Source organism: Bdellovibrio sp. SBM16, assembly GCF_056175625.1.
On record NZ_JBJKJG010000006.1, the window covers coordinates 82578 to 107559 of the forward strand.

The 24982-nt window shown below is 43.1% G+C and carries 22 protein-coding genes; 13 read left to right on the forward strand and 9 right to left on the reverse strand.

From position 1 onward, the window contains the following. Positions 1-142: 142 nt before the first annotated feature. Genes AC04MM_RS07120 through AC04MM_RS07130 form a run of 3 tightly spaced genes read right to left on the reverse strand, consistent with a single transcriptional unit; the run spans position 143 to position 2755 of the window. Entirely contained in the window at positions 143-1018 is an 876-nt protein-coding gene (locus AC04MM_RS07120; protein WP_475379646.1) for a hypothetical protein, read from the reverse strand. After that, complete coding sequence (locus tag AC04MM_RS07125; RefSeq protein ID WP_475379647.1) at positions 1015-2445, reverse strand: ABC transporter substrate-binding protein; 1431 nt, start codon at positions 2443-2445, stop codon at positions 1015-1017. Before AC04MM_RS07125 ends, AC04MM_RS07120 begins: the two co-directional genes overlap by 4 nt. Beyond that, complete coding sequence (locus AC04MM_RS07130; protein WP_475379648.1) at positions 2405-2755, reverse strand: hypothetical protein; 351 nt, start codon at positions 2753-2755, stop codon at positions 2405-2407. Before AC04MM_RS07130 ends, AC04MM_RS07125 begins: the two co-directional genes overlap by 41 nt. An 81-nt stretch (positions 2756-2836) precedes the next feature. Between AC04MM_RS07130 and AC04MM_RS07135 the strand changes: the two genes are divergently transcribed. The 6 genes from AC04MM_RS07135 to AC04MM_RS07160 all read left to right on the forward strand — a co-directional run bounded on the left by AC04MM_RS07135 (position 2837) and on the right by AC04MM_RS07160 (position 9615). Then, on the forward strand, positions 2837-4018 hold the full coding sequence (locus AC04MM_RS07135; RefSeq protein WP_475379649.1) for a sensor histidine kinase: 1182 nt from the start codon (positions 2837-2839) through the stop codon (positions 4016-4018). A gap of 133 nt (positions 4019-4151) precedes the next feature. Further along, entirely contained in the window at positions 4152-5129 is a 978-nt protein-coding gene (locus tag AC04MM_RS07140; RefSeq protein WP_475379650.1) for an isopenicillin N synthase family dioxygenase, read from the forward strand. Positions 5130-5223: 94 nt separating this feature from the next. Then, positions 5224-5883 (forward strand): hypothetical protein, encoded by a 660-nt coding sequence (locus AC04MM_RS07145; RefSeq protein WP_475379651.1) that lies wholly within the window; start codon positions 5224-5226, stop codon positions 5881-5883. Between the two features lie 4 nt (positions 5884-5887). Further along, positions 5888-6643 carry a hypothetical protein gene (locus tag AC04MM_RS07150; protein ID WP_475379652.1) on the forward strand — a complete coding sequence of 252 codons (756 nt, stop codon included), beginning with the start codon at positions 5888-5890 and terminating at the stop codon, positions 6641-6643. Positions 6644-6991: 348 nt separating this feature from the next. Further along, positions 6992-8545, forward strand: coding sequence for a hypothetical protein (locus tag AC04MM_RS07155; RefSeq protein WP_475379653.1), 1554 nt, complete (start codon positions 6992-6994; stop codon positions 8543-8545). Between the two features lie 59 nt (positions 8546-8604). Further along, positions 8605-9615, forward strand: coding sequence for a hypothetical protein (locus AC04MM_RS07160; RefSeq protein WP_475379654.1), 1011 nt, complete (start codon positions 8605-8607; stop codon positions 9613-9615). A 49-nt stretch (positions 9616-9664) separates the two neighbouring features. On the opposite strand, the gene AC04MM_RS07165 is transcribed toward AC04MM_RS07160, so the two are convergent. From AC04MM_RS07165 to AC04MM_RS07175, 3 genes are read right to left on the reverse strand one after another with little or no spacing between them, the layout of a single operon-like run. Continuing rightward, positions 9665-12388: a valine--tRNA ligase gene (locus AC04MM_RS07165; RefSeq protein WP_475379655.1), complete on the reverse strand. Its 2724-nt coding sequence runs from the start codon at positions 12386-12388 to the stop codon at positions 9665-9667. A 19-nt stretch (positions 12389-12407) separates the two neighbouring features. Further along, complete coding sequence (locus AC04MM_RS07170; protein ID WP_475379656.1) at positions 12408-12737, reverse strand: rhodanese-like domain-containing protein; 330 nt, start codon at positions 12735-12737, stop codon at positions 12408-12410. Then, on the reverse strand, positions 12734-13963 hold the full coding sequence (locus AC04MM_RS07175) for an MFS transporter (protein ID WP_475379657.1): 1230 nt from the start codon (positions 13961-13963) through the stop codon (positions 12734-12736). Before AC04MM_RS07175 ends, AC04MM_RS07170 begins: the two co-directional genes overlap by 4 nt. Positions 13964-14027: 64 nt before the next feature. Here AC04MM_RS07175 and AC04MM_RS07180 point away from each other — a divergent pair, with 64 nt between their 5' ends. Together AC04MM_RS07180 and AC04MM_RS07185 are read left to right on the forward strand one after the other, a co-directional pair. Continuing rightward, positions 14028-15239: a hypothetical protein gene (locus AC04MM_RS07180; protein WP_475379658.1), complete on the forward strand. Its 1212-nt coding sequence runs from the start codon at positions 14028-14030 to the stop codon at positions 15237-15239. Positions 15240-15652: 413 nt separating this feature from the next. Further along, positions 15653-15904, forward strand: coding sequence for a hypothetical protein (locus AC04MM_RS07185; RefSeq protein WP_475379659.1), 252 nt, complete (start codon positions 15653-15655; stop codon positions 15902-15904). Between the two features lie 87 nt (positions 15905-15991). On the opposite strand, the gene AC04MM_RS07190 is transcribed toward AC04MM_RS07185, so the two are convergent. The 3 genes from AC04MM_RS07190 to AC04MM_RS07200 all read right to left on the reverse strand — a co-directional run bounded on the left by AC04MM_RS07190 (position 15992) and on the right by AC04MM_RS07200 (position 18707). Further along, the gene (locus tag AC04MM_RS07190; RefSeq protein ID WP_475379660.1) at positions 15992-16477 is read right to left on the reverse strand and encodes a DivIVA domain-containing protein; all 486 of its coding nucleotides are present in this window, start codon (positions 16475-16477) and stop codon (positions 15992-15994) included. Positions 16478-16633: 156 nt separating this feature from the next. After that, a complete protein-coding gene (locus AC04MM_RS07195; RefSeq protein WP_475379661.1) occupies positions 16634-17464 on the reverse strand; it encodes a pyrroline-5-carboxylate reductase family protein in 831 nt (276 codons plus the stop codon). A 10-nt stretch (positions 17465-17474) separates the two neighbouring features. Beyond that, positions 17475-18707: a YggS family pyridoxal phosphate-dependent enzyme gene (locus AC04MM_RS07200; RefSeq protein WP_475379662.1), complete on the reverse strand. Its 1233-nt coding sequence runs from the start codon at positions 18705-18707 to the stop codon at positions 17475-17477. A 30-nt stretch (positions 18708-18737) separates the two neighbouring features. On the opposite strand from AC04MM_RS07200, the gene AC04MM_RS07205 reads away from it, so the two are divergent. The 5 genes from AC04MM_RS07205 to AC04MM_RS07225 are packed head-to-tail and all read left to right on the forward strand — an operon-like array spanning position 18738 to position 24982. Next, positions 18738-19646 (forward strand): type II secretion system F family protein, encoded by a 909-nt coding sequence (locus AC04MM_RS07205; RefSeq protein ID WP_475379663.1) that lies wholly within the window; start codon positions 18738-18740, stop codon positions 19644-19646. 13 nt (positions 19647-19659) lie between these two features. Next, positions 19660-20016, forward strand: a complete 357-nt coding sequence (locus AC04MM_RS07210) for a DUF192 domain-containing protein (protein ID WP_475379664.1) — start codon at positions 19660-19662, stop codon at positions 20014-20016. Next, positions 20003-21676: an FHA domain-containing protein gene (locus AC04MM_RS07215; RefSeq protein ID WP_475379665.1), complete on the forward strand. Its 1674-nt coding sequence runs from the start codon at positions 20003-20005 to the stop codon at positions 21674-21676. Before AC04MM_RS07210 ends, AC04MM_RS07215 begins: the two co-directional genes overlap by 14 nt. A gap of 9 nt (positions 21677-21685) precedes the next feature. After that, a complete protein-coding gene (locus AC04MM_RS07220; protein WP_475379666.1) occupies positions 21686-22894 on the forward strand; it encodes an FHA domain-containing protein in 1209 nt (402 codons plus the stop codon). Continuing rightward, positions 22895-24982, forward strand: a complete 2088-nt coding sequence (locus AC04MM_RS07225) for an FHA domain-containing protein (protein ID WP_475379667.1) — start codon at positions 22895-22897, stop codon at positions 24980-24982.

The window sequence follows — 24982 nt, forward strand, 5'->3', positions numbered from 1 at the left end:
TAGATCTTGATTTGTCATCAACACCATTGTCCTGTGATAATGGACAGGGGATTTAAAATCCTTGTGTGTGCAGTATCACAGGGACGGAGCTGTTTGGGTTGTTCGCTAAGGTTTTAAGAATTAGACTACACATCTTTAAATATTAATATACGAATCTATTCGTTTCACCCTCGTGCCAGCCTATATAGTCTTTCATTATGCAACGATGTAGGTAGATGTCAGAAATTTCAGTTTCAATAAATTTTGAAACCTCAGCAACCGGAGTTTTCCAAAATTCTTTTTCAGCAGCGTTGATTTGCGTCCAAGCTTCATTTGCGTGCGAACCGAAATATCGAGAGCGCTTTCCAATTATATCTAATTTATCATAGAATTCAGTGTTGCCATTGATTTGAAAAAGTTTAAAATTTTCAAAATTTCTGTAAGCTTCGATTAGCGCATGTTCCCAAATGTTAGAATCTTGAAATGAGCTGACTCGTGATCCGGCAAAAATCCCGTTTTCAGATTCACCTAGAAAAACTACAAATCTATACTTGTTTCCTTCGAAATAAATTTCTTTAGAAAATGAGCTGTATTTGTCGAATTTACTAGCTAAAAACGCAGTTAACGGAGAGTCCAGATCCACTTCGGCTATTTTGGGCATCAGATACCCGCTATCAATCCATTGTGACCAAGCCCATCGCTCTATTCCTTCACATATTGAACGAAACTTAGTTGAAGATTTTTGAAACCCACAAGCGAATCCAGATGAGCTAGGGTGTTTATCTAACAATAATTCTGAAAAAAGTGGGCTCCTTGAGTTATAGATTTTTAAAAATAATGATCTTTCGAAACATTCTGCTATAGCAATTCGAATAGCAGTATCCTTATCAGTACTTGTACCTCCTGAAAACGCAAAGCTGCTTGTGGTTTCTACGACTGCATTCCAACCTAACAATATCCCATTTTCAGTACGAATTTCCTGAAGGTTGATACCGGTGATAGTTGGATTTAGAGAAACCAACTTATCTAGAAGATTCATTGCTTAAACCTAATATTTTCGAATAGGGGATAGATTATTGAAGTTGGCATTGATTCCATAGAAATTTGATTTGAAATTAACCACTGATCGTTGGCATGGTAAATTGGAAACAGTATCGCATCTTCTTCGAGATTTTTTTCGAACGAGTTTTTGAAGTCCTCGTCGATTTCTTTGGCCTGCTTTTCGTATTTCTCTACCAAGCGACACATGCTTTTATTTACGTCTGGGAATGAAATGCCCATGTCAGTGCAAAACATCATTTTGATGGTGCTTAGATTGTAGGTAGTGCCAGCGTATACGTGTGCTGTTCTAATATCAAAATCTGGGCTGTTGAGCATATGTTTCACCCACATAGGATCTGCTGGATCTGGGTAGATAATTTCATACGGCACATCGTGAAGAATTTTTGCAAACATGTTTTGCCAAAAAATATTAGATTCATTGAACGGTGATTTATATTGAAATGCAATTCTTAGAGGCCTTGAAGGTTTGTCGAATACATCCTGATTTTTGCGTGGAGGTACTTTTTGAGAGTCAAAATACATTCCAGGAGAGATTTTCATTTTGTTCTGTTCGGATAGGAAAGTGTTTAATCTGGCAGCGAATATTCGGCGATTCTGTAGTTTGTTAAAGAAATCAGTGTTTGGATGGAGTACGATACCTTGAAATATAGCTGGAGGAGAAGACATCGAATTAAAGCCTTCCATCTTCATGTCTATACCATCGTGAATTAATTTATAGATAGTAGGTGTTTTTCCTGAATCTAAATCCTTAGGTGTAATTGTACCTACTACCACTTCTTGAGGTGCTTCAATGCTATAAGTTGGCTGATCTGTCCGAATTTCTAACTGAAATAAATGTGAATTGATGATTTGTTTTAGCTTATACGCGCCCGACGATCGAAAGCCAGAAACATCAAATTCCGACTTTACTGTTTCATTGTTACACCATAATCCAAAATAAGGCATCCTTAAGAAATTAAGGATATCTTTTGGTTTAGAAGAAAATTTTAGTTTAAGTGTTTTCTCATCGAACGTCATGCCAGTTAGCTCTTCAGAGCCACCGATGAATTGTGACCACCCTAGGAGTTTATTAAACTCGGTTTTATCAGATTTTCCTATATTTCCTTTAAAGCTTCTCTTTAAGCTTGCCGCGAATAGTTCAGCTGAAATTGGTTCTCCGGTTTCGCAAGTGAATCCTTGGCGGATATGGAAAGACCACTCTAGGCCATCGTCTGTAACATCCCAAGAGCTAGCTAAGTACGGTTCAATTTTTCCAGTTTGCCCATATTTGACCAATGTAGCAATCAAAGCATTTAAAACTACTTGATTATCAACTTGATCTGAAGTCTTTGGACTTAAAGATAATGAGCCTAATTCTTTTGGATCACTGCCCCGAATTGTTAAATACTTTAGAGTTTTTGTCATATTTCTTAGTTGTAACGATGTCATTGTCCGAGTGTTGGATTTTGTCAGTAAAGTGCTTAGTATTAATAATACAGTTAAAACACTTAATATCAATATAACTTTGTTCTTGGTGTGTAACCACTTGGCTAAATTCATCGACATAAACTCCGTTCTTAGAGAGTAGTTTTTGTATGTCTTGCTCTGTCACAGATTTTACTCTGACGATAGCGTCACCATCAACATATTTGGGTTGTGCTTGGACCTGACCAAAAGCCTTAGTGGTGATAAAATTTAGAATTGAAACTGTAAGTAGGAACGGTTTGTTTTTCATGGCGACTCCAATAAGGACTTATTTATAGATTTAAAACTCCTAGATTACAATAACCCGTGAAATAATGTTATAACCGTAAATATGTTAAACAGAAGCTTTACAATTCAGATTATAATTATTAGCTCAATTCTTGCATGGCTCTTACTTTGCCAAGGTGTGTTTTATGTGATCCAAACTCACTATGCAGAAAAAATTACAGTTTCTTTAATTAATCAATTTAGGAGTGAATTTTATTCGGACAATTATCAAAAACTATCTAATATGGTGGCTGACATCACTCGTTCTGATTATATTCGATGTAGTAAGTTAACTAGGTTGGACCAGCAAAGAGTGATTATCGACTTTACTTCTATTCAAGAAAACTGCGGAAGTCTTCACAGTTTTTTAACATTAAATCATGTAAATAGAGACGTAGTAATTAAATCATTAAGTGGCACAGAATATGCCCTATCTTTTCAAATCACGAATACAAATTATTTTCTAATAGCTTTGTGGCTTATGAGGTTTGTTGGTGTAATTATTATTGCAATGATTAGTTTAATCTTCAATGTTAATGAAAAAAGGAAGAAGCTTGAATTAAGTAGGTTGCAGGAAATTGCTGATGCTAAAGAACTAATTTCTTTAAAGTTAGCGCATGATATTCGCTCACCTTTGTCTGTGATAAACCTAGTTTCTTCTCATTTGCGATCACCTGACCAAGAAGTAAATGATTTGTTTGCTCAAGCTGTAAGTAGGATATCGGATATTGCTAATGATCTATTAGCTCCAACTATTAAAAAACATATTAGTGACGTTAATAGTACAATAACTAAAATAGTTATGGAGAAAGAAGCATTAATTAAGAAAAAAAATATCAAAATTCATCTTGAGTTGGAGAATAGCGCAATTGTTTGCGTAATTGACCCAACGGAATTAGGTAGAATCTTAAGTAATCTTATAAACAATTCAGTAGAAGCGCTGGAAAGCATACAGCGAATTGATAAAGTAATCAAAATCAGTACGATCAGTAATGGTCAGGTTTGCATTCTAAAAATAGTAGATAACGGCCCAGGTATTCCTGTTTTTATATTAAAAGCTCTAGGTACAGAAAAGCTTTCGCACGGTAAGGAAAATCATAGTACATCCGGTTCGGGTATAGGGCTTTACAGCGCAGGTGAATATTTAAAGCGAATTGATGGTAAGTTAGAGATTAACTCAACCGTAAACGAATTTACCGAAATTACTATTTCTCTCCCAATTAGAAAGAATTATCCTCCAGTCTAACCCCTGTCTAACCCCTGTACACCCCTGAAAAATCGCCATAAACGTGCTTAACACGTCGCCATTTTCTAGAGATTCTGCCTAAAATATGGTTTATTGGTCAGGTTGATTAAAAACTTAAGTAGGGGAGACTCGCATGCAAACACAGGATAACAAAGCGCAATCCACGTTACGTAAAGTGCCGACCTTAAGCCTTGGTAGTTACACGAAAGGTTCTGAAGCCGACAAAGTAAAGTTCGTCGAACAGCTTTTTACCGGCATTAAGGATTACGGCTTTATCATTTTAAAAGATCACGATGTTGAGCAGTCTCTTCTGAAAGAATCTTATCAGATCTTAGAAAAATTCTTCGCTTTACCAGAAGCCACTAAACGTTCTTACATTTCCTCAATGGGCGGCGGTCAGCGCGGTTACACGGCGTTTGGTACTGAGCACGCAAAAGGTGCTGAGGTAAAAGATTTAAAAGAATTCTGGCACGTGGGCCGCGAAGTTCCTGACAATCACCAGTTTTCAAAATACTACCCTAAAAATATCTGGCCAGATGATACTCTTCCTGAGTTTCGTCCTGTATTTGAAAAATTATTTTCTAAATTAGAAGAAGCCGGCATCCAGATGATGGAGGCCTTAACTTACCCGTTAGAAGTTGAAAAAACTTATTTTAAAAACATGGTGCAAGAAGGTAACTCGATTTTACGTTTACTTCACTATCCACCAATTCCTGAAGGTACTGACCCACGTTGCATCCGCGCAGCGGCTCACGAAGATATTAACTTTATCACGATCTTACCTGCGGCTACGCAATCAGGTCTTCAGTTAAAAGACCGCGATGGCACTTGGTTGGATATCGAATCTGACTACGGTACGTTAATCGTTGATGCCGGCGATATGTTGGCGCGTCTAACGAACGAAGTGATCCCGTCAACAACCCACCGAGTGATTAACCCGCAAGATGGCACAAACCAGTCTCGTTACTCGATGCCGTTCTTTATGCATCCGCATCCGGAAAGCTTATTAAGCTGTTTACCATCTTGCCGTGGTGCCGGTGCGAAATACCCCGATATCACAGCGCACGAGTTCTTAATGCAGCGTCTGCGCGAGATCGGTTTAATCAAGTAGTTTTAAACGTGATTCAGCAGTGAAATAACGCAGGGCCGAGCGAAGGTCCAGGCGTTGTTTTGCTTTTGCTGCCCAGGAATGGTTTCATAAAGATATGAAATCATTCTTAGTATTAACTTTGTCGTTACTTTTTATTTCGCAGAGTACTTTCGCCAACGAGCCGGAATACTGTAATCCTGAAACTTTTTATACCAAAGAAATCGAAACACGCAGTGGAATCTGGCGTGCACGCACTTTTAGGTTCGGTGATGTGCTCGTAACGGGCGGGGCAATCGGTTATAGTCTTCCGTTTAAAGTGACTGAGTTTGCCGAAGAAAATTCAACGGCAACTTCGGCAGAGAAGTACTGTACCTGGTATTACAACGAAGGAAATGATTTTGCCTCAACCTTATTTAGTCATCACTATGTAACGAATCCGCAAAAGCTGACAGCCGAAAACGGAGCCAAAGAATACCGTGAAGTTTTAAAGGATCAGTTTGCCAAAGCTAACTTAAGTTTTCTTTCGTGTTTGGAAAACCAACGCTACTTAGCGATGGGCTGCAACGGACAAATGCACCGTGGGCCAAGCGTATTCGGTATGCTGTTGGCGTTTTCGGGCTGCAGCTCTAATAATGCCTTAACGATCGTGAACAAGCTCTGGGGCAAGAACGGGGTAAAACCCGAAGTGCGCCAGGCGATCATCGAAGCAGGCTACCAGTTAGGTAATGAGGATCCTGAGGCACGCCTCAGGATGCAGAAAGCGTTAGGTTACTGATCCCATGAGAAAAGACTTGCTGCTGGGAATAGTGGCCACCATCATCGCGATGGCCCTTTTTTATTACGCGGATAACCCGACGACCCCGTTAAATATCAAAAAAAATAAAATCGACTCTGAAACGGATTACAGCGTACCGACCACAAAGATCGTCAATCAGGCGCAAGAAGAAGCTGCACAACCGGCGGTATCAGCACCGGTCGCTGCGCAAAAAACACCTGAAGTGCGCGAGCAGGTCGCAAAGAACTTTGTCGAACATTTAAAGGCGGTCGGAACCTGTTTAAAAATCAATCCGGCCATTGATCACACGTCAATTGAACCAACTTACGATAATCTGCTGGTAAGTCTTCGTCCGGCCATTGGCGAGTTAGTGGTGCAGATGGATGATTGGACGCAGCTGGATCTGCAGAATCCTGATGGTACTCGCCGCCGTATCCGCACCGAAGTAAACTACGAAAATCCGAATGAGCCGGTTAAATATGTGCAGTTATACAATATCAATGAACAGGGGTTTCCTGAGCTTCAGCCGGTCGATGCCGAGAAAGCGCGAAATCCTACCGATGATTATATTAATTATTTGCGCGGAGGAGCCAACTTGATCGTAGATGAGCGCGGAAGCCGCGTTTATTTTCAAGAGGGCGAAGAGATGATTCTTGTCGAAAGATCCGGAAATATCGAATCTTTTTCTCTGACTAAAAACGGAAAAACTGTCAGTTGCACATCTTTAGATGCGGTGAACTCAAACTGTCAGTGTCTGTAGCCTGCAGACTTTGATTTAACATCGTGATCTTACGCGATCACGATGTGAGTTACGATAAGTGCAGCCAGTACAACGATTAAAGACATATTTAAGTTGTTCATAGTGTTTTCCTTTCTGATTGGCAAAGCCGAATCTTTTTCGTTAGGCTATTCATAGAACGAAAATAACCGCATTTCCACTGTCATATTTCTGACAGGCATTAACTTCATGAAGTGACAAATATCGAAAAAACTATGTCATCTGATTAGACGATTGCCGTTCTATCCCCCCTAAATTTAAGCCTATTTTGGCCACGAATCTGCTGTAAAAGGCTCTAGCGCCCTGACTTGGGCGAGTGAGGACGTTATCGTGAAAAAGCTGGCCATATCGTTATTCTTAACACTCCTGGTGCAGGCCACATCAGTCATGGCTGATGTCTGGACGGTAACCCAACAGTGGTCGCCAGCCATGGAAACCCGCTATCAGGAATGGGTCAAGAAAAACGCCAAAGTCGACATGTTTTCACGTGAGTATTTAGATGCCAAAAAGACGAAAAAAAATCCTTACTTCGGTATTACTGCTGACTGTGCTGATACCGTTTATGCCTTACGCGTGATTTTCTCTTTTGAACACGGCTTACCATGGGCCATTAAAAATCCTTCGAACACTAAAAAAACCATCGATCAATCGCTCAAGCGCTTTGATAATTTTCCTGAAGGTGTACCGCGTTTACGCGCATTTTTACTGATGTTATTCAGTATCGTAAGTACCACAAGTTTACAGCATGACACTTACCCGGTTTCGTTAAATAAAATCGGCTCAGGCGTGATTATCTTAACCTCTAAGATCAATCACCATTCGTGGACCATTGCGGATATCGACGCCTTAGGTAACCCGCGTTTGGTGTACAACTCGGTCGTCGGTAAAGCTTCTGGTTCTAAACTGCAGCAACGTTCAAGCTGGCCAAACCCGTTCTGGGTTTTTCAGCCGGATGAAAAACTGTCGGACCCGAATAATCCGCTTTCAGCAAAAATTAAAATTCCGGTTTACGTTGCCGACAGCTATGCAGGCTTTCGTTACTGGATTCCGGTGGATAAAATTTTGGATAACCCAAAATCATTGCCTGAGTACAGTAATGACCAGTACGAACTTAATTTAAATTCGTGGAAGCAGACAATACAGAGCAGGTTAGCCAAAAAGAAAGAATCCCTGCAGGAAATTGTTGAACGCCTGTTAAAAGATGCCTGTGATGACGTAAAACAGCGGATCACTGCAGTTGATGAGGCCGAACACTATAAAAAGCAATTAAAGATTGCCCTGGCTTCTGAGTATCAAATTCTTCAGAAGAAAGTCAGCGCAAGCCCGCTGACCCAGCAAGAAGAAGACTTTATTGATATGATCAGTGATTTCAGAGCCGAGCAAAAAGCATTGCCGCATGCGCAGTGCCTGATTGCCAAACAGTATGATTTATTATCAACCCCGAGCCGTGACCGCCGTCTATTTGATGCTATCATGTTAGCGCGGGCGTATTTCGTGCATGGTATGCAGACACTTGGTCCAAAAGGTTTCACCGAGTTACGTCTAAAACAGTTTAAACGTATATTCGCATCTCCGGAGTTGTCGGCAAAAAACGAATCAGCTGACGCTAAAAATGCGATAGCACCGAGTGAGTTATCTATTTGCCGCGTAAAAATCGGCAAAGAAGAATTAGATATGGCCGAGATCAAGCGCCGTGTATTTCGAGGATATTTATCATCAAATCCGAACGAAGATGTCTTTGGCCGCTGGGGCGGACGTCAGGGTAACCAATCTGATTTTGCGGCTTTTTGTCCGACGTACGGCGATGTTTATAAGCCGTTTGATTTAGATCAGACTGAAGCTGAGGCACAGAGCGAAATCCATACCTATAAAGGAATGAACTAAGGTCCAGATTCTTTGACCTAACCTGTGTGTTGGCTCACGACTTCGCTAAACTAGAAGTCATGAATACGTTGATAGTTTTTACGTTGAGTTTAATCGCATTTGCCGCCAATGCTGAAATCGTCGAATTTAAATTACAATCCGGGGATGCGGCCTGCAAAGGCCCGTCACAAGTGGTGATCAGTCAGGATAAAACTCTGTTATATCAGATGGATGCGCCAAGCTCAGGCACGGGGCAAGTGCATTTACTCACCGGTACTTTTCAGATTGAGGCCAAGAATAAAGCCGGCTGTAGCTTTCAGGATGTGATTCAGATTTCTGATCTGCCGAATAAAGTTATTTCTGTGAAATTAGAAAAATCAACACGTAAACCAACTGAAGCCGAATCAGTTACAGCAGCGAGCTATCCTTGCCGTTGGGGAAATTTCGGCTGCGACGGAAATAACTATGCCCATGGTGGTAATATCGCCATGAACAGGCAGAGTATTTATCTTGCAGGTAAAGATGAAGGTAGGTTCACGTTAAGATTCACCGGCGAGAGTTATAATTTTTTAGCGGCCATGCCGGCGTTTAAAGATAAAGAGCTTTCCGGCGAGTTACGTAAAGGCAGTATTTATTCAGATAATATCTGGTACCCGAAGCTATCTTTTGATGCGCGTGCCAGTGATGAGTTTCTGCAAAGTGCGATGGGCTTTTGCGGCAATAGAAAAGAGATTCATCAGTTTATGTTAGAAGGCATGGTCAAATACCAGTTTCCGAACGAAGCGAGAATTGATTTTGTCGACTACTCCAAAAAAATTCCGCAGGCGGCAAGATACTGCGTCTTTCCGCAGGTCAATGCCCAGTTAGATAAAGCTGCACCTTTAGAACTTAACTACGAGGATAAAATACAGGTGCGCACTGAGAGGTTGTTTTATCTGATCGTTCCACAGGATCACTTAGGCAAGCGAATTCCGGCTAAAGAACATCGATTTTCGGATAAACCAAAATCACTGTGGAAGCACTACTCGCGTACGGTATTTCCCAAAACTGCATATCTGTATGAGTGGGGCGTGGGCTACATGTTCGAATAAAAAAAGGGGCTTATAAAGCCCCTTTTTAATTTCAGATTGTTGCAAGTTCCTACTGAAAACGCGTCAAGGCTTCTTTAAGTGAAGCCACTTGCACTTTTGATTGCGCCAGTAACTGGCGGTCAGCGGCGATGACGTCTTCATCTGCATTAGCGACGAATTTCTCGTTCGAAAGTTTATTGGTCAGTAAGTTAATATCTTTATCCAGCTTTTCGATTGTTTTTTGGATACGTTTTAACTCTTCACCAAAATCCACTAAACCTTCTAGCGGGATAATGACCTTAACCTGCGCTTCACGCACCGATACCGGGGCTACGGCGCATTTCATTAAGTTACCTTCTGTGCCGATATCTAAGTTCTCTAAGCGGCCGATGGTCATAATGGCCGTACGGTTTTCGCTTAATGTCTTTTGAACTGAAGCTTCATTTACACCTAAACGTACATTGAGTTTTGTTGCCGGGCTGATACGGTTCTCACCGCGGATATTGCGGATCGCCGTGATCACTTCTTTAACGATATCGATCTCATGCTCAGATTTTTTACTGCCTAAAGCCAGTAGGTCTTTATCATTAGTAACGGTCGGATACTGATCAATGATACAAGCTTCGCCTTTTAGCGGAAGTTTGGCGTAGATTTCTTCAGTGATAAACGGGCAGAACGGGTGAAGTAATCTGATCATGCGGTTTAAGACCTGCGCCATCACTAATTGGGTTGCGCGTTTTTCTTCTGCGTTGGTTGATTGCATGATCGGTTTTGAAAACTCGATGTACCAGTCACAGAACTCGTTCCAGATAAAGTGGTAAAGCTCTAAAGCAGCTTCAGAAAATTTTTCTGCTTCTAAAGACTCCTGCACTTTTTTCTCGACTTCGCCCAGTTTTGAAATAATCCACTGGTCAAACACACTGATATTGGCTTTATTCGGCAGAGCCTTTAAACCCTCAGCCGGGATTGGCATATCGGCAATATTAGAAAGCACAAAGCGAGATGCATTCCAAACTTTGTTCATAAAATTTCGGTAACCTTCTAAACGCTGTTCTGAGAATTTAAAATCCTTACCGCTAAACAAGTGGGCCAAGAAACTGAATCTTAAAGCATCAGCGCCGTATTTATCGATCATATCGATCGGATCAATCGAGTTACCAAGTGATTTTGACATCTTACGGCCCTGGGCATCGCGCACGAGTCCGTGCACGTACACGGTTCTAAACGGTACGTCCTTTTTAAATTCAACGCCCATCACGATCATTCTGGCTACCCAGAAGAAAATAATATCATGACCGGTCACTAAGTAATTTGTCGGGTAGAAAGTTTTTTGTGTTTCAACAGAGTGCTGATCCTCAGAAGGCCAACCCATTGTAGAAAACGGCCAAAGCGCCGAAGAAAACCAGGTATCTAAGACGTCTTCTTCCTGGTTTACTTTGGTGCTTCCGCAGTGTTCACATTTTTCGGGAGTGACTTCGGCGACCGTGTGTTTTTCACAGTCGTTACAGTGCCAGGCCGGAATTCTGTGGCCCCACCATAACTGGCGCGAGATACACCAGTCTTCGATAATGTTCATCCAGTGAAGGTAAACTTTAGTCCACGACTCCGGTTCAAAACGGATGGTGCCTGACTCAACCACGCGCTTAGCCGGGATTGCAAGTTCATCCATTTTTAGAAACCATTGTTCAGAAAGGTATGGCTCAACCACCGCATCAGTGCGCGAGCAGTGGCCCACCGACATCATGTGCGGCTCTTCTTTTACCAGTAAGCCAAGGGCCAATAAATCTTCACGAACTTTTTTGCGCGCTTCCTGAACTTTTAAACCCTGGTACGGACCGGCGTTTTCATTCATCGTCGCTTTTTTAGTTAAGATATTAATAAAATCTAATTTGTGCGTTTTACCGATTTTGTAATCGTTAAAATCATGGGCCGGGGTAATTTTAACCACACCAGATCCGAAATTAAGATCAACATAAGTATCTGCGATGATTTTGATTTTACGGTTGATTAACGGAACCGTAACCGTTTTTCCGATTAAGTGTTTGTAGCGCTCATCATCTGGGTGAACGCAAAGTGCGGTATCACCTAACATAGTTTCTGGACGAGTTGTCGCTACTGTTAAAAGCTCACCAGTGCCATCAACCGGGTAGTTGATGTGGTAGAGTGTACCTTTAACTTGTTTGTGCTCAACTTCAAGATCAGAGATCGCTGATTCAAGCGGCCCTGACCAGTTAACTAAACGCTGACCTTTGTAGATTAAATTCTTTTTGTATAATGAAACGAAAACTTTGCGAACTGCTTTTGAAACACCTTCATCTAAAGTAAATGTGGCGCGGTCCCAGTCACATGAATCTCCTAAACGGCGCATTTGACGGTAAATCCGGTCACCGTATTCGTGCTTCCACTCCCAGACTTTTTCAACGAATTTTTCGCGTCCTAAATCATGACGGGTAACGCCGCCGTTTTTCTTTAATTCTTTTTCAACGACAGTTTGAGTGGCGATGCCGGCGTGATCCGTACCCGGTAACCACATGGCATTAAAGCCAGACATACGTTTCCAGCGGATTAATAAATCCTGGATGGTGTGATCAAGTGCGTGACCTAAGTGTAAAAAGCCTGTGACGTTCGGTGGGGGCAAGATAATTGAAAACGGAGGTTTTGTTGATTGATCCTGAGCTTTGAAATAGCCCTTATCTTCCCACTGTTTGTAAACAGTAGCTTCAACATCTTGTGGATTGTAACGGTCTGCGAGGTTAGCGGCTCCACCTGAGGTGGAAGTAGTTGGATTTGTCATAGGCGATTAGCCTAGCAAATTAGCCCCGATCAGTCACCATTTGCTGGTAACCGCCATCAATCAGATAGACGTTTGTATAACCCTTTTTTTCTAAATCTTTGGCTATGCGCTCAGATTGCTTGCCATCAGGGCAAAGTAGCAGAATCGCGAAGTCTTTAGGGATTTTACGGCTATCTAATTCGCTTTGGGTCTGAGCTTCGGTCAGTATGACCTGCCAGGCTTCAACATGCAGCTTTTGAAGGGATTGGTACCACGGGGACAAATCTGTCCCATAATTTAAAAATAAAAACGGCACACGGTTTTCGATCAGATTGTTCAGCTGGTAATAGCCAATTTTATTAAAACTCATGACGCCACCTTTTTGCCGTGATCAGGCAAATCTTTATAAATCATAAAAACAATGGCCAGTGCCAGCATCGTTAAACCACCCGCTAACACAAACGGCGAACCCTTAAATGCATTTTGCAGCAAAAAGCCACCGATCGCAGGGCCGATCACACGCCCTAGCGCCGATAAACTCTGGGTGGTGCCTAAGGCGACACCCTGTTCTTCGGCCGGAACTAACAGTGATACGCTGCCCATGAAAGCCGGGTTAGTGAGGCCGTGTCCCAGTGAAAGTAACGTCATCACGACACCCATCATCGGGATAGTTGGCGCAAAGGCGATTCCGATCAGGCCTAGGCCCAATAGAAATAAACCGGTGCATAAGATTTTCTTTTCGCCGATTTTAGGTAACAGACGGCGCACTAAAAAGCCTTGGGTAAAAACAATGATCACACCGATGTAAGCAAAACCAAAACTGACCTCTTTGATGTTCCATTTAAAGTGCTCTTTCATGTAAAGCACTAATGTCGACTCCATCAGGGCCATTGATAGGGTCGCCAGTGCAAAGCCGGTGATCAGAGGTCCTACGGTTTTCATATTGAAGTATCGCATAAGCTGCGAGAACTTTTTTTGTTTGTCGGCACTGTTCTTGGCGCGCACTTCAGCGCTGATGGATTCTTTTAAATTAAAAAAAGCATAGATAAACGTGAATAAGCAAAGTAAGGCCACGCCGTAAGATGAAAAGCTTGCGATAAATCCCATATCCGTCGACATGGTTTCGGCCCACACAGTTAGACCACCGCCGATGGCAGGGCCGAATAAAAATCCTAACCCAAAGGCCACGCCGATGACCGCCATGCCTTTTGAGCGGTTTTCCGGAGTCGTCACATCAGATACATAAGCCGATGCTGTTGAAATTGAAGCACCGAAAAATCCGGTTAAGATACGCGCGACGAACAACATCTCTAACGAGCGCGAATAAGCCAGCACCAAATAAGAAATCATTTCGCCGAGTAAGCACCACATTAAAATCGGGCGGCGGCCGTAGCGGTCAGAGAGTTTTCCCCAGAACGGGGCAAAGAGAAATTGCATCAGCGAATAACACGACATCAGAAGGCCGGCAATCCATGGTGTTGCACCGTAGTGGGTGCTTAACAGCGGCAATACCGGAATGATCATGCCGAAACCTAAAAGGTAAATGAAAACAGTGAAAAAAATTACGATAAGTGGTTTGGTATTTGAATCTTTCATTTAAGCCGATCTAGACCTTAGTCTTCTGCTCTTAGTATATAAACTCGGTTACACTGGTGTGGCTATGAAAAAAACATCAACTACAGCGCGTTTTAAGGTGAAATTGACCATTCTAGGATTGGCTCTTTTTTCAACTGCCCAAGCAAAGGCATTTTTTGATCCGTACCAGGTGTACCGCTCACAACGTTTTGATTTGGCTATTGATACGCAGTTTTATAAAACAACGGCCAATTTTGATTCTGGCGGCGAAAAGCAGGATCTTGCCTTCGAAAACAGCTACCAGATCATTGATGTTAACCCGCAATTACGCTGGGGGATGTTTCGTGATTTCGGGGTGCGTGCCGGAGGTAATATCGGCACGGCTGAATCTGTTGACCCGATTGATACACGCAGCAATTCGACTTTTAACCGTCTTGATGTCGGGGTCGACTACCAGTTGCTTAACTACGACAGCTTTCAGACGATCTTGGATTTTGAATACTCGCACCCATTAGAAAAAGTCAGCGAAACCGGTGATGATGTTTTAAATAATAACGGGGCCACTGAAATCAAACCAACGGTTTTGATGCGCATGGATTTAGGCAGCTTTTATCCGTATGCGTATTTAGGCGGTAATATCCGCTCTGAGGGGTTATCAACGCTTCTAACTTACGGTGCCGGCGGAGAATTTCGGTTTTCAGAATTAGGTATCGGTGCTGCGATTGAAGGTTTCAGCTCGGTTAAAGATGATCAGTACACAAATTCGGCTTCACGCCGTGATTTGGTCACGACACGGGTTAACGGTGGCAGCAAAAAGTTTTATTCGATTAATCCAAATTCATTAGCAGCCGAATTGTTTTTAAATTTTGCGATGACAGATTTTATTAAATTCAAAGCCTATGGCGGAGCGGATGTTACAGGTTCAAATTATTCATCGGGATTTTTTGTCGGAGCCGCTTTAACATTAACTCTGGACTATGGCCGTAATGATCACAGCGTTGGCGAAGATGATGATGCAGCTTCGGTTCGCCGTGTGCGCCCGGCAAAGAAAAAGGCTAAACCGGTTGATAACAGCTTTCGTGAAAACACTGATGACGGTGTAGACCAGAATTATTTTAAATCGATCAATCCAGGCAGCGATGATTACGTGCAGCCGATCGAAGAAGAGCAACAGCCGCAACCGCAACCCCAAAATGGAACCAGTATGGATCCAGCAACGCAGCAAGATCTTGATCAGCTCGGCTATACGATCAAATTAAAGAAGCTTAAAAAGAAAAAGAAAAAAACTACCGAGTAGTTAGCAGTAAAACTGCCCCAGTAGTCCTTCTTATTACAATCATAACAAAATAAATCTAGACAAGTTTTCTGGCTTCAGATAACTTGTCTTTATTCTTATGAAAGGAGAATCGCATATGATTACATATATTAAAAAGATGTTAGCAGCTACTGTCGCCTTAGGATTTAACGACGTCGAAGCAGCTAATACAGTGTCGGATATGACCGGTTCTCCTAAGTCGCAGCAATTCTAGCAGTAGATATTTTTTCTCAAGTTAGAGCGCTTCTAGCAAAGAACCAAAAAAAACAAAAGAATGAACTGATTGATAATAATAATTATCAACAACAACCGTTGTGGTTTTTCATTCGCAAATCAGAACCAATCAATAATTTTTAATTAACCGTGCCCGGAGACGAGCACAAAAAGGACTATTTATGAAAAACGCTAAAAGTTATTTAGCACACTATGAAAACTGGGAAAACGTAAACGCGGAGGAGCTTTGGCGCCTTTGGAAAAGCGTTCTCAAGTGTATTAACCTGATCGCTTACTGCCTTCACGCTGTTGTGAAATTAGCGATCGGGTTTTTATTAAACGCCAATTATTTGGTAAAACATCACGAATTAGGAAAGTTGCCGGAAGAAATCAACGGCAGCTTCGCACACAATCAGAACTGGTATCGTAACTAATACCAGTTCTGATTTTTTCTCTCTCATCATGTTGTAAATCGTCGTTGGGAGGGGCGATTTGGTTTTGGATAGTTATTTTAAGTAGAGCTACTCAAGATCCATGTGCTGCATGCGCATTTTTGGCATGTAAGCTTCGGCTTGCTCAATTAAAGATAAGTGAGCTTGCGCCATGGCTTTTAGATTGGCTTCGAATTGCATTCTGGATTTTTTAAGATCAGAAATTTCCTGATAGATTTTGCGTAATGAGTCTTTTGCATCACGAGTGATCGTCTCAGCCTTTTGTTGGGCATCGGCGATGATCAATTTAACTTCGTGCTCAGCTTCAGTTTTCATTTGATCAGTCATTTTAGTAGCTTGCGTAATCGCGCTACGTAATACATTGTCGCGGTCACGAAATTCGTGAAGCTGTAATTCTTTTTCTTTTAATTCTTCAGTCAAAGATTGAATCTGTTGGGCCAAATTTTCTGTTTGTGCTGCGATAACAGTTAGAAAATTAACTACTTGCTCAGGATCAAAGCCCATCATCTTACGATCAAAGGTCTTATTAGCTATTTCAGTAGGGTAAAATTTCATTTAATTCCTCCATGAATCAAATTAACGAAACCCGTGGTTCACTATTTTAGTATAGGTAATACTTGCCCTAAAAAAAAGTCGAGTCCAAGGATGTGCCTATAACCTGTACTTTCGGTTGAGCGACCTTGGTCGTAATGCTTTGTGAGGGAGCCAGACTTACGTCTGGCGTGAGATTTCTTGTGAGCGTAAAGCCGCTTTTTCGAAACTAATACGTAATGCGCGCTCGATTTCAAGTTCGCGCATTGAATTTAAACCAGCGGCGGTCACGCCTTTTTTTGAAGTGACCCGTTGCTGTAGTTCTTCAATATCAACACCGGCAGACTGCGCAGCCAGCAGTGAAGCACCGACAAAAGTTTCAATGGTCATCATCTTGGCTTGTTCCGGAGTAAATCCGTGTTCGATAATCCAATCCTGCCAGTACATCATCATTTCGAAGACAAACCCCGTACCGCTTGAGCATGAGATCATTAAAGCATCGAACTGATCTTCGGTTTCTAATTCTAAGATTACACCTAAACCAGAAAAAAGATCTTTGGTAATTTCAGTTACGACTTCATCTTTCTTATTGGCTAAGACACCCAAAACACCGCGGCCGATTAATGACGGTGTATTTGGCATTAAGCGAACCAATCGGGGTTGCGGAATCATTTTTTGTAATGAGCGCATGGTGATTCCGGCCGCTAATGAAATAACGATTTGATTTTCGTTAAATGCCGAAGCCAGGTTTGCCATGGCTTGTGGCAGATCCTGCGGCTTCATCGCTAAGATCACGATATCACACTCTTCAACGATTTGTTCGTTATGATCACGCACCTGGATTTGATAGAGTTCTTTTAACTTAAGAGGCTTGCCCGGAGTGCGGTTAGAAACCAAAATCTGATCCGGTCGAAGTAATTTAGACTCCATAATCCCTTTGATAAGAGCCTGAGCCATGTGTCCTGCGCCGATGAAGCCAACTTTGTACGTCTTAAGTAAAGGATGAGTCATACAGAAAATATTACTTTACTTTTTGACGTTCGCCAAACAAAACCGTGCCGATTCGAATCCATGTCGCACCTTCTTTGAGGGCGATTTCAAAGTCATGGCTTGTTCCCATCGACAGCTCGAGCGGTTCGCCCGATTGTTGCAAGCGCTCCGCCATGGCTTTTAATTTTTTAAAATGAATTTGGTTGTCTTGAGCGTCGTTTTGCAGCGGCGGCATGGTCATTAGCCCCACGATTTTTATATTAGAAAGCTGTGTCAACTTTGGCCAGGCGGCCAGTGCTGTGGCCTCGTCAAAACCCGCCTTGGTGGCTTCGTTGGCAAGATTTACCTGAATAAAAACCTTTTGCACATGACCAATTTCAGAAGCTTTTTTCGAAACTAACTCGGCCAGTTCCAGTGAATCGATGGCGTGCAAGTAGGCAAAATGGTTTTTTAAATATTTAACTTTATTTTTCTGAATCGGCCCTATTAAATGCCACTCTAAATTTAAATCTTTTAAAGCTTCGATTTTTTCAAGAGCTTCCTGAATGTAATTTTCGCCAAACGCATTTTGGTCCATTAGGACAAGTTCGCGGATTTTTTCAACCGGCTGTAGTTTGCTTACGGCCAAAAGGTTCTGGCCTGGTTTTAACTTGGCTTTGATTGCTGATAACGCTGATTTTTCAAATTGCCAGTTTTTGCCGGCAAAAATTTTTTCCAAAGCGGTAAGGGGAAGGCCAACCACGTTCTGGTAGTCGCCGACAAACTTTTCCACAAACTTTCCACCTAAACCTTGAATGGCGTAGCTGCCGGCTTTATCCAGCGGTTCGCCGGTTTTGATGTAGTTCCAGATGTCTTCATCCGGCAGATTTTTGAAAAAAACCTGTGAAGTCTCGATATGAGACGTGATCTCGTTAGTACCTTGGTCGAGGAGGACCACTGCGGTCTTTACCTCGTGCATTTTTCCCGAAAGTTTCTTCAATGTATCAAATGCATCCTGTTCGTTTTCAGGCTTACCGATGGCCGAATTGTCTAAACAAACCATCGTGTCCGACGCCAAAATAATATTGTCCGGATTTTTGTCAGGACATTGGTCCAGACAGGCCAGGGCTTTCCTCTTGGCGATGTCGATTATTTGCTCGTCTAAGCTTAGGTTTTCATTCGGGATTTCCGATATGAAGACTGGGAATGAGACAAAATAATAACCGGCTTTTTTTAAGATTTCAGCGCGTCGCGGAGATTGCGAAGCTAGGACAATTTTTTTCATTCGAATTAAATTTAAACCAAAAGAGGATCTATGGGTAGTGCAGAACTCATGTTATTTACCGGTCTCATCTTAGCAGGTGTGGCGGTTTATCTTTTCATGACTTCAATTTTGGCAGGGAAACCTGGCGAAGCGCAGCTGCAATGGGCAAGCGGTACCGAACCTGTAAAATCAAAAAATGGAATCATCAATCTTTGTCGTCCGATGGTGCATCAGTTTACCCTGCAGCATGCGGCAAAATTTAAAAATGAAAATTACCGTAAAAAGATCCGTCATCTGATCAAAACCGGCGGTATGACTTCGGAAATGAACGAAGACGAATTTATCGGTTACCAGATCTTTTTGGGAATCGCGTTTCCGATCTTTATCAATATCATGAACTTTTCGCTAGATTTAGGATTTTCGCCAGTTGTGCTTTGTATGTTGGGCGTGGTCGGTTGGTTCATGCCGCAGATGCACTGTAGGGCGCAGAAGAACGCCAGAACTTTAAGTGTTCAGGCTGATATGCCGTTTTTCATCGACTTACTGGCGTTATCAGTTGAGGCAGGTCTTGATTTCTTCGGGGCGATCCAAAAGATCGTCGACAAAGTCGCTGATGAAAATTCGGTATTGGCTGAAGAATTTAAAACAGTGCTAAAAGATATCAAAATCGGTTCGTCAAAAACTGATGCCTTAAAAGAAATGGCCGCTCGTTTAGATATGCCGGAAATCACGTCATTTGTGGCGGTTCTGATCGACGCCGAAGCAACTGGTGCATCGATTTCACAGGTTCTAAAAGACCAGTCAGTGCAAATGCGTTTAGAGCGTTTTGTGCGGGCAGAAAAAGCCGGTGCGCGTGCATCGCAATTAATTTTACTTCCGTTGATGACATTTATTTTACCAGCCGTATTTATCATGGTTTTCGGACCGGTGGTATTGGGTTTCGTCTACGGCGGCAAATAGGAACAAGGAAAAAATGGCAAAACTTTACAAAATTAAACATGGCAATAAAGCTGAGCTGCTGATTGAAAATCTGGAGCTGGCCGAGTCATTTTTTGCCCGTGGTAAAGGATTGCTGGGCCGTAAACACTTAGCGGCTGACACCGCACTGTGGATCAAGCCGTGTAATAACATTCATACATTTTTTATGAATTTCGCTATTGATTGTATTTTTGTGAATAAAAAAATGGAAATCGAAAAGATTGTGTCGGGTGTAAAGCCCTATAAGATTATCGGACCTTTCTGGAAAGCCTCTTCGGTGGTTGAAGCCGCAGCGGGCACAGCAGAAAAATGGAACCTACAGGTAGGAGATCAGTTGTATGTGGTCAGTTAGAGTATTGTCCGGCCCGCAAACCGGCCAGATCTTTGATTTAAAGATGGGAAAAAACCTGCTAGGCCGGGGAATGAGCTGTGATTTTAAGATTACCTCTGGTGGTATTTCTAAAGAGCACTGCGAGATTCACGTCTATAAAGACAAAGTGATCGTTGTCGACTTAAAATCAAGTAACGGAACTTTCGTCAACGGCGTTAAAATTCAGAATTCAATTATTAAGTTAGGTGATAAAGTCAGCGTATTTGACGTAATTATGGACGTTATTCCGTCTCCGGATATCCGCCCGAAAGCAGCAGCACCGGCTCCACGTGCGTTGCAGCCGCGCCCACAGCGTCCGCCGCCGCAGCCACGGCAAATGCCGCCGCAAATGTACCAGCAACCGCCGGCATTTCCGATGCAGGGTGGGGCCGCGATGCAGGCGCAGATGTATCAGCAACAGATGCCGATGCAAGGTGTGCCGCCGCAACAGAATAATTTTGCTGCCGCTGTAGAACCGCAAAAAACTCTGGGCGAGCGCATTGACGACTACATGGAAAATGTCGTGATGCCGGTATTTTATAAAATGGCGGTGGTGTTTCCGTTTAAGCAAGTCTTATTGGGAATGATGATTTTATTTGTGGTGTTTGTAACCTTAGCTTCGATTTTTCCGTTAACGACTATTATTAAAGAATCAAATTTTAACGAAGCTTCGAAACGTGCCAAAAGTGTGGCCCGTGCTATGGCCCGTATTAACGAGCAGGCGTTACTGTCTGGTCAGTTAAATATGTTAAATGTGAGTGAGGCGTTAAAAGAAGATGGTATCAAAGAAGCGATCATCGTCCAGCAGTCAGACGGTGCGATCGTGGCTCCGACTGAAAAAGTCGGCCGCGATACTTCAAAAGCTTTTGTCATCCAGGCACGTAAAGAACCGCGTGCGATGGCAGCTAATGTCGAAGGGGATTTGATCGGTGCGAGCCATCCGATTGCAGCTTATGACCCGTTATCAGGCGAAACTGCAGTGAAATATATCGCGATAGTGTTTTACGACGTGAGCTCGCTCAATGTCGACGATGGACGCGTGATCAGTTTATTCATGCAGACTCTGGTTATCTCAGCGTTATTCGGTATTGCACTGTACTTGTTGTTTGCCCGTTTAATCGAATACCCGCTGCGTACCTTAAATAGACAGATTGATACGGCTTTACGCGAAAAATCTGACCGTACCGAAGTGGCATTTGATTACCCTGAATTACAAAAAACGGTAGCCAATGTAAACTTACTTTTAAACCGCGTGTGGAACGGGCTCAGTGATTCGGAAAACCTGAAGCCGAGCCAAAACCGCGATGTCGAGTTTTCGCAGATGGTTAATATGTTAACGCAGCCGGCGGCCGTGATCGGCGCCAATAATTCAGTGGTCGCTTGTAATCACCAGTTTGCGACGCTGGTGCAGTCAGTGCCGGAAGCGCTGGTTGCTCAGAATTATAATACTATCGTCGACCCGGCAATGGTGCAGAATATTGAAGCGTTAATCGCGCGTGCGAAAGAATCGGTCTACGAAACTCATAAAGATAAAATCCCGTTCTCACAGTTTGAGTGCGAAATTTTCTTACAGGCGTTTTTAGACAGTTCGGGCGCACCAGAGTATTTCTTTGTAAGTTTAGCTAAGATGAATCAGGAGTAAGGTTAAGTAATGTCAACGGCTGAAAAGCTACACCCCGCAGTTCAGATTAAATTGAAAGTGCTGAAAGGACCGCACGAAGGGCAGACTTTTCACCTTGCAAAGAGCTCGTTTACGGTGGGGCGTGGACCAGAGAATGAGGTCGTATTAATTAACGACCCGCAGATCAGCCGTCAGCATGCACGTTTAACCGTTGTTGGCCAGGATATCGAGATCATCAATTTATCGAAGAAAAACAAAGTGATGGTTGGCTCTGAAGAAATTCAGAAGTGGAAACTCGTCAATGATTCAACCTTCGTTTTAGGTGATACTGAATTACAAATTGCTTTTGAAATTGAAAAAATCACACCCATTGCGCCACTACCGCAATTAGTGCGCATCGATGCTCCGCCGTCACCGGGTTCGCCAGATCCGGCAGCGCCAGCTCAGGCGAAAAAGGCCCCGCTTAAGCGGCCAATGCCTCCGGCCAATCGCCAGCAAGTGCCGGCGCAGCGCCAAGGTCAGGTGCAGGCCCGCGGTCCGATGCAACCGGGCCGGCCGGGTCCGCAGGGTCAGATGATGCCAAGGCCGAACCAGCCAATGGGGCCGCAATTTATTCCGGAAATGCAGATGGGTGTACCGCGTGGTGCGCCGGCAAAAGCTGTGAATTCCGGCGGCGGTTTACTGGCAAATCCGAAAGCGCGCTTTTATTTAATCTTAGGTGTAGCGGTCTTAGGTCTAGTTTATTGGTTAAACATGGAAGAACCGAAAAAAGCCCAGTCGACAGAAATCAAATCAACTCTGAAGTATGAAGACGAATATCTTGTTAAGCTGAATTCAGTGAGCGAGAAAGAGCTGGACCAAAAGCGTAAGTCTAAAAAGGACCAAAAGAACTCGCCGACGAATTTACGTATCGAAGAGAATTTTCAGAAGGGTATGCGTGACTTCCAGCTTGGGAATTACACTCGTGCCCTGGACTTTTTTCAGGTGGTGCTGAATCTCGATCCAACACATGTGATGGCCCGTCGCCATTTATATCTGGCTAAAATCCGTTACGATGAGATCGTAAAGACAAAATTAGCACTTGGAGAAAGCTATTATCAGAAGCATAATTTTAAAATGTGCAAGGCTATGTACGAGCAGGTCTTGATTATGCTTCAGGGAAAAAACAACGATCAAAGTTATCAAATTGCCCAAAGCATGTCAGAGAAATGTGGACTGGCCGCTGAGGGAATTCGTTAGATGTCGAGATTAAAAGTTTTACTAAGGGGAGCACAGATCAGTGACTTAAACCTTAGCCCGGACCGTGAATACGTGGGTGGGCGTAAGGAAAGTTGTGATATCCGTTTACAACCTGAAAAAGGCATCTCGCGCGAACATTTTAAATTAAAATTTGAAGAAGGCCGCTGGATTTTAACGTCACTTTCGCGTTTTGGCGAAATATTTTCATTGGGCCAGCGTGTAGAGTCTATTCCTTTAGAGCACGGTCAGGTTTTTCAGATTCCGCCGTACGAGTTTACTTTGAGTGATGTTCCGGATTCAGCCGGCGATTCGGTCAATGCCAGCGAAATGCCTGAGGCCGGAGAAAACGAACGCACTGTTATCGGTGTTGCGCAACAGGTGCCGTATATTAAAATGATGAATTCTGACGGCCAGGTGCGCGAGATGCTTCGCCTTGAAGTGGGCGATGTGTGGGTTGCGGGCCGCGATCCGTCGTGCCAGATTATTATTCCCGATCAACGTGTCAGCCGCCGTCAGTTCGAAGTCAGAAAAATCAACGGCATTTACACGATCATTGATTTAACCAGTGTTAACGGAACATTTTTAAATGGTTCACCGATTTCGAGTACCGATCCGCAGCCGCTTAAATCCGGCGACGCGATCACCGCACTTGATAACACCATGTACTTCGAACTTCATGACCCGAACTTTCAGTACCGTATGGAACGTATTGAAGTGCCGCCCTTACAGATGGCCGCCGGTAGCGGTGTCGATGAGGTCGAAGAAATCCCGCTTGAAGAAGTTCCTTTTGAGGAAGAGTACGACCCAAATCAGGATATGAATTATCCGCAGGAAATAGATCAGGGGTATTACCAGGATCAGTTAAATCCGGATGGTTCACCTTTTACCGGCATGCCTGCCGATCAGATGCAGGGTGATTACTACAGTATGCAGGGCGGAGCCGGTGCGGCAGCCGCTGAACAGCAGGGTCCGCCGCCGAGCCCGGCTAAGCAGGCCTGGGAAAGCTTTAAAAATAACAAACCGGTTTTTTATTCTGTCGTCGCATTATTTTTAGTCGGGATGTATTTTTTAAGTGAGATGATTAACGCGCCAACGGTCGTGCAAAAAACCGGAACGCAACAGGCGTTTAATCCGGATAATCCGCTATCACGGTTAAAACCCGAAGAGCGCGAGAACATCAATTTATGGTACAACAACGCAGAAAAAGCGCTACGTCAGCAGGCGTTTTCGATCGCCAAAGAAAACTTAGAAAATATCCATAAACTTTTACCGCTCGGTTATAAGGATTCAAAACTTTATGAGGCCGAGGCGTTAAACGGTGAACAGACATTGTTAACCCAGCAAGAAACAGAACGCCGCGAAAAAGAACAGCAGGAGATGCAGGCGTTGATCAAAGCAACACTGGAAAAGTGTGAAAAATCCATTGTGCCGGAAACCACGCCCGAAGGGTTACAGGAGTGTTTAGCGCCGGTGACCATCAATGACCCGACCAACGCTGAAGCAGAAAGAATGTTAAGTCAGGTCAGAAAAACCATTAGTGACCGCGAAGCCAAAGAGCTGGCTGAGCGTATGGCGAAACAGCAGCGCGAAGAATTACGCGAAATCTTTGAACGTGCTGAAAAAGTGCATGAAACCGGTTTTCCGAAAAAAGCGATTAAGGCTTATAAAGAAGTTATCGCCAGTGATTTACCGGACCCTGAAGGTTTAAAAGACACTTCGGCAAATCGTATTAAATTTATTGAAAAAAAATTAGAAGAGCGCAATCAGAACAATATCGCTAATGCCGAAGTCTACCTAAAAGAAGGAAAGCTCAAAGAAGGTATTATGGCCTTGCGGGCGGCATTGTTATTTGATCCGGACAACCAGACGATCAAAGATAAGATCGAGCGCTACTCGAATGATTTACGCAATCAGGTTAAAGTGATGTATCAAGAATCAATTATTGATGAAAATTTCGGATATGTGGATGGTTCAGAAAGCCGTCCAGGGGCCAAAGATAAGTGGAAAAAAATTATCGAGATCGATCTTGAAGATGGTGATTATTACCGTAAGGCCTTTATCAAGCTCAGACGTTATGGGGTTTTCTAA